Here is a 12,874-nt window from a genome sequence, read left to right as displayed (position 1 = left end):
ATGGGGAGTTCACAAACCCCTCGGTGTATGGTATGATATTTTTAACGGTCCGGGCTGTTTTTATTTATAGAGCTGTCGGCCGTGGCAGGCCGTACTACAAGGAAGGGAATTTACATAAAATGGAAAATATTACTGCGAAAGCGCCCTCACTTTCTGCTCGCCTGGCGGAGTCTGAAAAGATAATCATCGGCATCGGCTCTGAGTGGGCTCTGCAGCCGGGGGATAAGGATATAAGGGACTGCCGCCTGGGGGATCCCAAGCAGGCTCACATAAAGGAGGCCTATCAGGCTCTCTATGAGCTGGTAAGGGATCGGGACTACTATCTTGTCACCAGTCTGACGGACGGCGCGGTCTATGATACGCCCTTTGACAAAAGCCGCCTGACTGCTCCCTGCGGGAATATCCACTGGAGGCAGTGCAGCAAAGCCTGCACAAAGGATATCTGGGAGGAGTTTGAGGTTTTGGATGGCGTATGTCCCCACTGCGGCGGACCCCTTACAGGCAATACCATCAAGGCCGAAACGTATATCGAAGAAGGGTATCTTCCGGGCTGGAAACGCTATATGGCGTGGCAGGCCGCTACGGTGAACAGGACCCTGACCATTCTGGAGCTGGGAGAGAATTTCTCCACACCCACGGTGATGCGCTGGCCTTTTGAGAAGATCATTTTCTTTAACCGGAAATCCCTTCTCTACCGGGTCAACGAAACCTTCTTCCAGATTCCGCCGGAGGCAGAGCCAAGGAGCATTTCTCTGCACAAAAATTCTCTGGAGTGGATTCTGGAAGAAAAAAACCTTGCCTTTACCGCTTTACAATGATAAAATATCAGAAATACAGGAGAGCGAGGTGGCACGGATGATCGCTGTGATCGACTATGATGCGGGAAACATGAAGAGTGTGGAAAAAGCGCTGGAGGCTCTGGGAGAAAGCCCGGTGATTACAAGGGATCCTGGGATTCTTTTAAAAGCTGATAAGCTCATTTTACCGGGGGTTGGCGCCTTTGGAGATGCCATGAAAAAGCTGGAGGACTATGGCCTTACAGAGGTGATCCGCAGGGCGGCCTTGGAAGAGAAAAGGCCGTTTTTGGGCATCTGCCTGGGGATGCAGCTGATGTTTCAGGACAGTGAGGAAAGTCCCGGAGTAAAGGGGCTTGGTATTCTTCCCGGCCATATCCTTAGGCTTCAGGAAAAACCAGGCATGAAGATCCCCCATATGGGCTGGAACTCTCTTTGCATCCGTCCGGGTACCCGGATGTATCAGGGGATTCAAGACGGTGCTTATGTGTATTTTGTTCATTCCTATTATCTGAAAGCGGATCAGGAGGATATGGTGGCCGCCTGGGTGGATTACAGCGCCTGTATCCATGCCTCCGCAGAATATGAGAACCTCTTTGGCTGTCAGTTCCATCCGGAAAAGAGCGGCCAGACAGGACTTAGGATCCTTAAAAATTTTATCAGCCTGCAGCAGTAATGAAAGCGGCAGGAGACAGACTTGTTTTATAAGGAGAACCGATATGCTTACAAAGAGGATCATTCCCTGTCTGGACGTAAAAGACGGACGGGTGGTAAAAGGCGTAAACTTTGTTGACCTGAAGGATGCTGGGGATCCAGTGGAGATTGCAGCGGCCTATGACAGCGCCGGGGCCGATGAACTTGTATTTCTGGATATCACAGCCTCCTTTGACCACAGGGCCACCGTGGCGGATCTGGTGCGCCAGGTGGCAGAGAAGGTATTCATTCCCTTTACGGTAGGCGGAGGTATTCGCTCGGTAGAGGATTTCCGCCTGCTGCTGCGGGAGGGCGCAGACAAGATCTCAGTCAATTCCGCAGCCATTGACAATCCCAGGCTCATCTCTGACGCCGCGGAGAAGTTTGGCCGCCAGTGCGTGGTGGTAGCCATCGATGCCAGACGCAGGGCAGATGGCTCCGGCTGGAATGTTTACAAGCAGGGAGGCCGCGTGGACACAGGATTAGATGCTTTGGAATGGGCGGTCAGAGCAGACCAGATGGGAGCGGGAGAGATCCTTCTTACCAGCATGGACTGCGACGGTGCCAGGGCAGGCTATGACAATGAACTGACAGCGGCTGTGGCGGAGCGGGTGTCCGTGCCTGTGATCGCCTCCGGGGGCGCAGGCACAAAGGAACATTTTTATGATGCCCTCACAGAAGGGAAGGCGGATGCGGCCCTGGCGGCCTCCCTGTTTCATTACAAGGAATTAAAGATCCGAACGCTGAAGGAATATCTGGCGGGACGGGGTATCCCGGTACGCCTGTAAATACAAATTAAGGGATTTAAAACTACAAAATACGACAAAGGAGAATCGGTTCTATGGCGGCAATATCCAACGACTGGCTTGAGCCATTAAGCAGTGAGTTCAGGAAACCCTATTACAAAAAGCTGTATGAAACAGTAAAACACGAATATGAGACAAGGAAAATATTCCCAGATCCTGACGATATTTTCAATGCTTTTGCCTTCACGCCATTAGAGAAGGTAAAGGTAGTGATCCTGGGGCAGGATCCTTACCACAACGACGGACAGGCCCATGGTCTGTGCTTTTCTGTAAAACCGGACGTAGAAGTGCCGCCGTCGCTTGTGAATATCTATCAGGAACTTCACGACGATCTGGGCTGCTATATCCCAAATAACGGATATCTGAAAAAATGGGCTGACCAGGGGGTTATGCTCTTAAACACAGTGCTGACAGTCCGGGCTCATCAGGCTAATTCTCACCATGACATCGGCTGGGAGCAGTTTACAGATGCAGCCATTCAGGTTTTAAATGAGCAGGATCGTCCTATGGTATTCATCCTCTGGGGGAGACCTGCCCAGGCCAAGGCGGCCATGCTTAACAATCCCAGGCACCTGATTTTAAAGGCGCCTCATCCAAGCCCTCTTTCTGCCTACCGGGGCTTTTTCGGCAGCCGTCCCTTCAGTCAGACCAACGATTTCCTCACACAGAATGGTCTGATGCCTATTGACTGGCAGATCGAAAATATCGGATCATAAGGGGAATGAGCCGGCAGGGCCGGACATAAGATGTACAGCTGGAACAAAGCAGTGCAAAAATACACGGTAAAAAGGAGAAACTATGAGTTTTGTAGAAATATTAAAAGTCATCGTGCTGGGAATCGTGGAAGGCTTTACAGAGTGGCTGCCCATCAGCAGCACCGGCCATATGATCCTGGTGGATGAGATCATCCGTCTGGATCAGCCGGAAGCATTTAAGGAAATGTTTCTGGTAGTGATTCAGTTAGGCGCCATTTTGGCAGTGGCGGTGATGTATTTTCATAAGCTGAATCCATTCAGCCCCACAAAGAACCAGAGACAGAAGGAAAACACTTGGATTCTCTGGTTTAAAATCATCATTGCCTGCATCCCGGCAGCGGTGCTTGGGCTGTTATTGGACGACTGGATGGACGCCCATCTGTATAACGCAGGCGTGGTGGCAGCTACCCTGATCATCTATGGCGTTCTCTTTATAGTCCTGGAAAACAGCTCCATCACCTCTAACCCTTCCATCCATAAGGTAGGGCAGATTTCCGTAAAAACGGGCTTTCTCATTGGTATGTTCCAGCTCCTTTCACTGGTGCCTGGAACCTCCCGTTCCGGCTCAACCATCCTGGGAGCCATGATATTAGGCTGTTCCCGCGGGGCTGCGGCAGAATTTTCCTTCTTTCTGGGAATCCCTGTGATGTTCGGGGCCAGTCTCCTTAAAATTGTAAAATTTTTCCTGGACGGAAATTCCTTTACAGGGCCACAGATCTTTTATACGCTTCTGGGAATGGCGGTAGCCTTTGGCGTGTCCGTTTACTCCATACAGTTTCTGATGAGCTACGTCCGCAGACATGATTTTAAGTTCTTCGGATATTACAGAATTATCCTGGGCGTGATTGTGATCGCATACTTTGGGATCTCAGCGCTGGCAGGGGCAGCATAGTAAACGGCCGGAGAAGGAAAACAGGCGAATGATCGGGAATCCCAAAAAAGAGACGTTTCCCGGCTGATGCTTCAGCCGGGAAACGTCTCTTTTAAATAATGGATCTCTTATTCGATCATATCCGCGATCTCGTACATCAGCCGTTCGCTTTCTTCCCAGCCCAGACAGGGATCCGTGATGGACTGGCCGTAGCAGTGTTCGCCGATCCTGCGGCTGCCGGGTTCGATGTAGCTTTCGATCATAAGTCCCTTTACCAGACGACGGACGTCATCAGAGTAGCGGCGGCTGTGCAGGATTTCCTTGGCAATACGCACCTGTTCGGCGTACTGCTTGTTGGAATTGGAGTGGTTGGTATCTACGATGCAGGCTGGATTCTTAAGATCTCTCTGTGCGTAGAGATCGCAGAGAAGCTTAAGATCCTCGTAGTGGTAGTTGGGGCTGCACTGGCCTCGTTTGTTCACTGCGCCCCGAAGGATTACGTGGGTCAGCGGATTGCCGGGGCAGCTTACCTCATCGCCACGGAAGATAAAGTCGTGGGGGAGCTGGGCAGCAACGACCGAGTTTAACATAACAGTCATGTCTCCGCTGGTGGGGTTCTTCATACCTACCGGCACGTCGCAGCCGCTTGCCACCAGACGGTGGTACTGGTTTTCCACGGAACGGGCGCCTACGGCAATATAGGACATGATATCGGACAGATACTGCAGATTGTCCGGATAAAGCATCTCATCAGCCGTGGACATACCGGTTTCGCGGAGAACCCGCATATGCATATGGCGGATTGCAAGGATCCCCTGAAGCATATCCGGCTTTTTCTCAGGATCCGGCTGGTGCAGCATTCCCATATAGCCTTCCCCTGTGGTCCTTGGTTTGTTTGTGTAAACTCTGGGGATCACGATCAGCTTGTCTTTGGTAGCCTCCTGGACTTTAGCCAGGCGGTTGGCATAATCGCATACAGCATCCTCGTTGTCTGCGGAGCAGGGGCCGATGATTACCAGAAATTTATTGCTCTGGCCTGTAATAACCTTCGCGATCTCTTCATCTCGTTCCTTTTTCAGCGCTGCCAGATGATCCGCAAGAGGGAACTGCTCCAGAATCTCAGCCGGAGTAGGCAGCTCATTTACAAGTGTAAATCCCATATTTTTAAATCCTCCCGATTTGTGTGCTGTTCAGCGGGTAACGATTCAGGATGGAGCATTTTTTGGATGTTTTCACGCCGCCCTGAACAGCTGCATTCATTGCAGTAAAGCTATAAAGCTGATAATGCAACATTATAATATACAAAATTTGATTCGTAAAGTACAAAACGGAACTATTCAGCCATATGACAATTTGCACAGAGATATGCTTATTCAAGCCAGTTTGCAGCACATATTTCCGCATAAATTGCCGCGTGGCTGAACAGTTACTGCAAATCCCTGATGTCAAGGCTTGACAAATCAGGGATGTCTGCCTATAATGGTGGTAATTTCATGAATTGGCTATGACGAGAAGAAGTAATATCCTGCAAAAGCATACAGAAAGCAGCCGGCAGATGAGAGGCGCATGGAAAGCAGGTTACGAATACATCTCCGAGCTTCGCACCAAACGGCCTGGAAACCATTTACGGTATTTTGAGAGCCTGGTAGGCTGCGACGGATCCTGCACACGTTATCGTGCTAGAGTATCTGCCATATGGGATTTTCAAGCGGTTTCGTTATGGTCCGTACTCGAAGAGGCAGGCGGCGCGAGCTGTCTGTGAACATCAGGTGGTAACACGGGCTTTATGCTCCGTCCTTTTGAAAGAGAGGACGGAGTTTTTTTTTCGCAAAACTTGGCAAAACCGCTTAAAACTGTAAGAAATCAAGCCCTTGCATGAAAGTAGAAATATGGTAAAATAGGAATAGCAAAGGAGAGTACAACAATGCAGATCTACGAAGAACTGATTGCCAGAGGCCTCATCGCCCAGGTGACAAACGAAGAAGAAATCAAAAAAATGGTAAACGAAGGCAAAGCCGTATTCTACATCGGTTTTGATCCTACTGCAGACAGCCTTCATGTAGGCCATTTTATGGCCCTTTGCCTTATGAAACGTCTCCAGATGGCGGGCAATAAGCCCATTGCCCTCATCGGCGGCGGCACCGGTATGGTAGGAGATCCTTCCGGCCGCAGTGATATGAGAACCATGATGACTCCTGAGATCATCCAGCACAACTGCGACTGTTTCAGGCAGCAGATGAGCCGTTTTATCGACTTTTCCGAGGGAAAGGCCATGATGGTCAACAACGCCGAGTGGCTGATGGACTTAAACTACATCGAATTTCTCCGCGAGGTCGGCCCGCATTTTTCCGTCAACAATATGCTGAGGGCTGAGTGCTATAAGCAGAGAATGGAAAAGGGCTTAAGCTTCCTGGAATTTAACTATATGCTTATGCAGAGCTACGACTTCTACGAGCTGTTTAAACGCTACGGCTGTAATATGCAGTTTGGCGGCGACGACCAGTGGAGCAATATGTTAGGCGGTACGGAACTGATCCGCCGCAAGCTTGGCAAGGACGCCCATGCCATGACCATCACCCTGCTGTTAAATTCCGAGGGCAAGAAGATGGGAAAGACGCAGTCCGGCGCAGTATGGCTTGATCCAAACAAGACTTCTCCCTTCGATTTCTACCAGTATTGGAGAAATATAGCGGATGCCGATGTTCTTAAGTGCCTGCGGATGCTGACTTTCCTTCCCTTAGAGCAGATCGACGAGATGGATAAGTGGGAAGGCAGCCAGTTAAATCAGGCAAAGGAGATCCTGGCCTTTGAACTGACCAAGCTGGTGCACGGCGAGGAAGAGGCAACCAAGGCTCAGGAAGGCGCAAGGGCTTTATTCTCTGCCGGGGGCAGCACAGTAAATATGCCTACCAGCGAGCTTACCAAAGAGGATTTCAGAGAAAATACCATTGACATCCTGACGGTTCTTACAAAGTCCGGCCTTGCATCCTCCCGCTCTGAAGCCAGAAGAAACGTAGAGCAGGGCGGCGTATCCGTAAACGGGGAAACCGTAAAGGACATCCATGCAGCCTTTGAAAAGGAACTGTTTGCCGGAGATGGAATTGTGGTAAAGAGGGGTAAGAAGAATTTTAAGAAAGTGATCGTAAAGTGATCATGCCCGTAAAAGAAAGACGGAGCAAAGAAAAAGGAGGTGGCCGGATGAAAAAGACGGGAATACGACGCTGCATGAAGGCGCTGGCTGCCGCCGTCCTGTTGACCATCGCGGGCGCCTTTAGCGCCCAGGCCGGATCAGCAGACAAAACGCCGGTTCCGGTGTCTCTTCACCTGGATGTAAACAGCCGTCAGACGGCTGTTTATGACGGTTATACGTCCTATGTGATGGGAAACAGGATTTCTGAAAAGGACACATTTACCATTACAAAGGATGAAAATGGAGTCAATCTGGACGATGTTATTTTAAATTATTACCTGATCACCTATGAGGGAGATACTCAAAAAAGCCTGGAATGCCGGGTCTACGGCTTAAAAGAGGGAGAGCACTATCCGGTAGTCCGCCCTGAAACCATGGCGAAGGAAAGTGAAGAGAGGCTCTATGATTCCCAGGAGCGATGCTATGTGATTGAATTTGCCAGAGGAGACGAGCGCAGTTCCTACTACTTTTCCCTTCTGCCGGAGGGGGAGATGCCTTCCTACAGGAATATCCACCTGGGCAGCTGGGAACAGGATAAAAAGGGCTGGCGCTATCTTTATCAGGATGCGTATCTTACCTCCTGGGCCATGATTAACGACCGATGGTATCTCTTTGGGATGGATGGCTATATGAAAACCGGCTGGCAGGAGTATAAGGGCGCCTGGTATTATCTGAATCCGGATAACGGAGTGATGATGACCAACTGCACTATAGACGGCTTTCAGCTGGACGGAAGCGGTATGAGAGTGTAAGCGCCATAGGACGATGGGAAAAGCAATATAAAAGAGGCAGCTGGCCGGACACCGGGAAATGAACTTCCCCGGATACTGGCCGGATGCCTCTTTTTGTATGTACGTCTCGCGCACAGGCTGACGGCTGTCAGCCCAAAACACCCAGATGCTCCAGCAAAATCTTAAACCCCATGAGCACCAGGATCAGGCCCCCCGCAAATTCCGCCTTCTTCTGGTAACGGCAGCCGAATACATTTCCAATCTTAACGCCCGCTGCGGACAGGCAGAAGGTAACGATACCGATAAAGGAGACAGCGGGTACGATGTCTACTTGAAGAAAGGCAAAGGTGACACCGATTGCCAGGGCGTCGATGCTGGTGGCAACGGCCATGAGCGTCATGGTTTTTACATCAAGAGAAGGATCTGCCGTCTCTTCGCTGCTGTCAAATGCTTCCTTGATCATATTGCCTCCTATGAGGGCAAGAAGCACAAATGCGATCCAGTGGTCATAGGATTCTATGGTGCCGCTGAACCGGGAGCCAAGGATGTATCCGATCAGAGGCATGGCCCCCTGAAATCCTCCGAAATATAGGCCTACGATCCCCGCGTTTTTCCAGCTCATTTTCCCCATGGCAAGTCCCTTACAGACCGCCACGGCAAAGGCGTCCATGGAAAGTCCGACGGCAATGATAAATAGTTCTGTTAATGACATGATCATTTTCCTCCTGAATGATAAGGTGTACGTTCGGAACTTTTGCATTTTTTCCGAAAGACACAGTTTATGAACCAGTGTAGGTAATTTTATAGGAAATGTCAAGTGAAATTCCTGTATTTCTGCCCGGTAAAAATACGTTGAAAAAGCGTTTAAAAGGGAACTTGTAAAATATTTCCGGCTGTGTTAAAGTAATGTTAATTTGTACATTTGAGGGTACATAACAGCAAATGGAGGTTATGTTATTATGAAAAAGTCATATGAGATTGATATGTGCAGCGGTCCGCTTCTCGGCAAGATTCTGCTATTTTCCATCCCGCTGATGCTTTCGGGGATCCTTCAGCTTCTCTTTAACGCTGCCGACATCATTGTAGTAGGGCGTTTTACCGGAAGTACGGCTCTGGCGGCAGTGGGTTCCACGTCATCCCTGATCAATCTGCTGATCAATATTTTTGTGGGGCTGTCTGTAGGCGTAAACGTGCTGGTGGCACGGTATTACGGCGGACAGAAGGAAAAGGATGTTCAGGAGACCATACATACAGCCGTTCTCACCGCCCTGCTTAGCGGAGCATTCCTTATAGCGGTGGGAGAGCTTGCCGCAGGCCCTATGCTTGAGATCATGGGAACGCCGGAGGATGTGCTGGATCAGGCGGTGCTCTATATGCGGATCTATTTTCTGGGAATGCCGGTTCTGATGCTTTATAACTTTGGAGCCGCCATTCTGCGGGCTGTGGGGGATACCAGACGGCCTCTGTATTTTCTTTTTGCCGCAGGCGCAGTTAATGTGGTTTTAAACCTGTTCTTCGTAGCCGTTCTTGGAATGGGGGTAGACGGCGTAGCATGGGCAACGGTAATCTCCGAGCATATTTCCGCCCTGCTTGTGCTTAAGAGCCTGATGGAAGAAAAGGGGATGATGAAACTTCATTTAAAGAAGCTGTCCATTCAAGGGGACAAGCTGAAGAAGATTATAAAGATCGGCCTGCCGGCCGGGATGCAGGGAGCTATCTTCTCTGTATCCAATGTTTTGATCCAGTCCTCCGTTAATTCCTTTGGCTCTGTAGCCATGGCCGGGAATACGGCCTCCGCCAATATCGAAGGCTTTGTATACACGGCCATGAACGCGGTCTACCAGACAAGCCTAAGCTTCACCAGCCAGAACCTGGGCGGCAGAAAATACAGCCGGATCAATAAGGTAAAGAACATCTGCCTGGCTGTGGTTACGGCAGTGGGCCTGATTCTGGGGCTGTCAGCCGCAGCGGCAGGCCCTCATCTGCTGGGAGTGTATTCCTCTGATCCAGAGGTTTTAAATTATGGGATGCTGCGGCTTCGGATCATCTGCGGAACCTATTTTATCTGCGGTCTGATGGACTGCATGGTAGGAAGCTTAAGAGGCCTGGGATATTCAGTGCTTCCCATGATCGTGTCCCTTACCGGAGCCTGCGGTTTCAGAATCCTCTGGATCTTTACTGTTTTTGCCGTTTACCGATCTTTACCGATGCTCTATCTTTCCTATCCTGTGTCATGGCTGATTACGGCAGCAGCCCATATGATTACATTCCATATCATCCGTAAAAAACTTCCAAAACAGGATGAAATAATATAATATTCTGAAAATTCATAAAGTAAAACGAAGAATAATTGATGAAAATTATATAAATGTAGAAAAAATTACATTAAATTAAAACAATTTAAAAATAGACAAAAAATATGTAAAAATTACAAAAAGAGTCTTGACAAAAAGAGGCTCTTTTTGTATAATAAAGACAACAAAAGAGGAAAGAATAAAAGATACAAAAGACAGCAAGGAGTTGTAGACAATCAGCTCAACGAAGTAAAATCTAAGCAAAGGAGGTACGGACCACCAGAATGAGAAGATTCGTTTCGTTTATAAGCTAATCCAATTAGATTATAGATGAAACAGGGAAAACGCTCTGCATGGTATAACTGCTCATACATAGTACAGACAGATAAATCCAAAGGAAATTGATTTAAGAAAAGAGTCCAATCGATTGGGAAAAAGCTGCAGTCTTAATGAGATGAACCAAAGAGAATGTCTGGAAGAAAGATAGGAACAGGCAGATGACCACATTTTCAAAATGATTCGCAAGAGTATCTCAGAGCAATGGCATACCGGTTTAGTGATATGACGAGAAAGTATCATTAGGACGGAAGAAGATACCGGATCAAAGAAAAAGAAGCAATATGGGAAAATGGATTCGAAGCAGGTAAGTATACAAAAGTGGGCAGAGAAAATGCAGAGAGGATACAATTAAATATAGAGTCACAAAAGAAGAAACAATTGTTTCGAAAGTGAGGCTTGGTCCAATGGACGAGATAGTCAAAAGACGGATATCGTAATCGAGAACGTGGTTAGTCAAAGATTCGATATCCGTCTTTTATTATATATGAGAGTATGAAAGGAAGGGCAGGATCAAAGGCCTTCCAGATCAAATGGCGGCGTGTATTCTTTTTTGGCGCTGCTTTTTTTCTGCATAAAACCCTGGGTCAGTCCCAGATCTATGGCTGCGTCGACTACTTTGCCGTATTCATAAGAGGTGATCCGGCGGTTGAGCTCAGGGTAGTCGCTGCTGTGATAACAGGGGGTATACTGGCTCAGAATACTTAAAAGGTATTGTCCCTTTGGGAGCGTATCATGAATCCAGTGCATCAGGGAAATGGAGTCATCTCTGTGGCCCGGCAGAACCATATGGCGGAGGATCACACCTTTTTTCATCAGCATAAATGACGGATGTGCATTGTCCTCAGATGCCTGCTCCTCAAAAACAGGAGCGCCGGTCTGGCGGATCATCTGAAGGATGGCCGCGGAGGCATTTTCAAAGTAATCCGGGGCTTTGGAGAGGCGGGCTGAGAGTGCTCTGTCATGGTATTTCAGATCCGGCAGCCAGATGTCGATATAGTCCTTTAAAAGTGCTGTTACCTCTGAACGTTCATAGCCGCTGCAGTTGCAGATTACAGGGATGGAAAGCCGGGAACGCACTTTGTCCAGTGCGGGGAGGATGGAAGGCAGGTACTGAGTGGGCGTAACCAGATTGATGTTGTAGGCGCCCTGATCCTGAAGCCGGAGAAAAATGTCTGCCAGCTGGTCAGAGGTCAGTTCTTTTCCGAAATGTTCACTGCTGATATGATAATTCTGGCAGAAGCAGCAGCGCAGGGTACAGCCGGAGAAAAAGACAGTTCCGCTGCCTCCGGGAGCCCATTCAGGCCCGCTGAGACAAGGCTCTTCCCATTTATGAAGAGCAGCTCTGGCAGCCTTTAGCTGATCGGAGCAGCCGCAGTAGCCGGTCTGACGGCTTCGGTCAATTCGGCATTTGCGGGGGCAGAGGGTGCATGACTGATAAGAGGGAAGATTCATGTAGTATACTCCTTTTGACGGAAGAGGTTACGTAAGCCGGTGCTGCATCCGGTATTCCTTGGGCGATACACCGTATTCCTTTTTAAATGCCCTGAAAAAGCTGGTATAGTCCTTAAAGCCAAACTGCTGGTATACATGGCTGATGGGCTGATCGGAGAGAATGGCCTGGCGGCTGGCATGAAGCCGTTTTTTCAGGATATACTGATGAAGAGGGATCCCCATACTGTCTTTGAATATGTGGGAAATGTGATACTTGCTCACATAGAAATAGGCAGCCAGACTGTCAAGACTCAGGTTTTCTTCCAGATGCTGGTTGATGTAATCGCAGATCCTCAGGTAAAGCACGTTTTCAAAAACCTGGGTTCGCTCATGAAGGCTGTCATAAAGAAGGCGGTTTACAGTTACAAGAAAGGAGATCGCCATCAGTTCCGCCGCCTGCTGTCGGAAGGGACGGTCGTTGCCAAGCTCCTCCAAAAGATCCAAAAGCTTGCCCTGCAGATCCTGGGCCGTAATCTGATCTGTAGAAAAACGGTAGCAGCTGTGCTCTGCCGCGTAGTCAAAACAGTAGGTAAGCTCTGGATCCAGTCTGCGCAGCCTCTTGTAATAATCTCTGCCGATCCAGAAAACAAACCGGCGGTAAGGCTTTTGATGGGACAAAAAGTCGGGAAAATGAGGCGCACCGGGAGGGATCAGCAGACAGTCCCCATAGCTTAATCGGTAGCGCTGGCCGCCGATATGGTAGTCCACATCTCCTTCCAGAAAAAAGTAAAATTCACAGTAATCATGGCGGTGGGCTGCCACAGACTGAAGATCCGTGTCGTTATAGTAGAACAGTTCGAAGTTGACCGGCTGCATATACTGCCTTGTATTAAAATCCACGGGGATCTGCTTTTTCATGAAATGGCCTCCCTTTGCCGGAAATATTCTGAGGCCCATTTTATCATGAAAC

12 protein-coding genes are annotated in these 12,874 nt (G+C 49.0%); 8 read left to right on the top strand and 4 right to left on the bottom strand.

The annotated features are described in order from the left end of the window. Positions 1 to 128 precede the first annotated feature (128 nt). The 5 genes from HW447_RS12225 to HW447_RS12205 all read left to right on the top strand — a co-directional run bounded on the left by HW447_RS12225 (position 129) and on the right by HW447_RS12205 (position 3,940). Positions 129 to 818, top strand: coding sequence for a hypothetical protein (locus HW447_RS12225; RefSeq protein ID WP_390471137.1), 690 nt, complete (start codon positions 129 to 131; stop codon positions 816 to 818). 37 nt (positions 819 to 855) lie between these two features. Then, positions 856 to 1,470 (top strand): imidazole glycerol phosphate synthase subunit HisH, encoded by a 615-nt coding sequence (hisH, locus tag HW447_RS12220; protein ID WP_176255637.1) that lies wholly within the window; start codon positions 856 to 858, stop codon positions 1,468 to 1,470. A 43-nt stretch (positions 1,471 to 1,513) separates the two neighbouring features. Then, positions 1,514 to 2,275 (top strand): imidazole glycerol phosphate synthase subunit HisF, encoded by a 762-nt coding sequence (hisF, locus tag HW447_RS12215; RefSeq protein ID WP_176255543.1) that lies wholly within the window; start codon positions 1,514 to 1,516, stop codon positions 2,273 to 2,275. Positions 2,276 to 2,328: 53 nt separating this feature from the next. Then, entirely contained in the window at positions 2,329 to 3,009 is a 681-nt protein-coding gene (locus tag HW447_RS12210) for a uracil-DNA glycosylase (RefSeq protein WP_176255542.1), read from the top strand. Positions 3,010 to 3,091: 82 nt separating this feature from the next. Then, positions 3,092 to 3,940, top strand: coding sequence for an undecaprenyl-diphosphate phosphatase (locus HW447_RS12205; RefSeq protein ID WP_176255541.1), 849 nt, complete (start codon positions 3,092 to 3,094; stop codon positions 3,938 to 3,940). A 107-nt stretch (positions 3,941 to 4,047) separates the two neighbouring features. Here HW447_RS12205 and HW447_RS12200 read toward each other — a convergent pair whose 3' ends face one another. After that, positions 4,048 to 5,079, bottom strand: coding sequence for a 3-deoxy-7-phosphoheptulonate synthase (locus HW447_RS12200; protein ID WP_176255540.1), 1,032 nt, complete (start codon positions 5,077 to 5,079; stop codon positions 4,048 to 4,050). 764 nt (positions 5,080 to 5,843) lie between these two features. Here HW447_RS12200 and tyrS point away from each other — a divergent pair. Both tyrS and HW447_RS12190 read left to right on the top strand, forming a co-directional pair. Beyond that, positions 5,844 to 7,070: a tyrosine--tRNA ligase gene (gene tyrS / locus HW447_RS12195; RefSeq protein ID WP_176255539.1), complete on the top strand. Its 1,227-nt coding sequence runs from the start codon at positions 5,844 to 5,846 to the stop codon at positions 7,068 to 7,070. Positions 7,071 to 7,117: 47 nt separating this feature from the next. Continuing rightward, positions 7,118 to 7,861, top strand: a complete 744-nt coding sequence (locus HW447_RS12190; protein ID WP_176255538.1) for a hypothetical protein — start codon at positions 7,118 to 7,120, stop codon at positions 7,859 to 7,861. A 127-nt stretch (positions 7,862 to 7,988) separates the two neighbouring features. On the opposite strand, the gene HW447_RS12185 is transcribed toward HW447_RS12190, so the two are convergent. Next, on the bottom strand, positions 7,989 to 8,552 hold the full coding sequence (locus HW447_RS12185) for a manganese efflux pump MntP (protein ID WP_176255537.1): 564 nt from the start codon (positions 8,550 to 8,552) through the stop codon (positions 7,989 to 7,991). Positions 8,553 to 8,799: 247 nt separating this feature from the next. On the opposite strand from HW447_RS12185, the gene HW447_RS12180 reads away from it, so the two are divergent. Further along, the gene (locus HW447_RS12180; RefSeq protein ID WP_176255536.1) at positions 8,800 to 10,155 is read left to right on the top strand and encodes an MATE family efflux transporter; all 1,356 of its coding nucleotides are present in this window, start codon (positions 8,800 to 8,802) and stop codon (positions 10,153 to 10,155) included. An 828-nt stretch (positions 10,156 to 10,983) separates the two neighbouring features. Here HW447_RS12180 and HW447_RS12175 read toward each other — a convergent pair. Further along, positions 10,984 to 11,925, bottom strand: a complete 942-nt coding sequence (locus HW447_RS12175; RefSeq protein WP_176255535.1) for a radical SAM protein — start codon at positions 11,923 to 11,925, stop codon at positions 10,984 to 10,986. A 27-nt stretch (positions 11,926 to 11,952) separates the two neighbouring features. Continuing rightward, on the bottom strand, positions 11,953 to 12,822 hold the full coding sequence (locus tag HW447_RS12170) for a helix-turn-helix domain-containing protein (RefSeq protein WP_176255534.1): 870 nt from the start codon (positions 12,820 to 12,822) through the stop codon (positions 11,953 to 11,955). Positions 12,823 to 12,874: the final 52 nt, after the last annotated feature.

Source organism: Enterocloster alcoholdehydrogenati (assembly GCF_013282095.1).
Taxonomy (GTDB): Bacteria; Bacillota; Clostridia; order Lachnospirales; family Lachnospiraceae; genus Enterocloster; species Enterocloster alcoholdehydrogenati.
The sequence above is the reverse complement of the archived record's forward strand: the minus strand, read 5'-3'. Positions and strand labels throughout refer to the sequence as shown.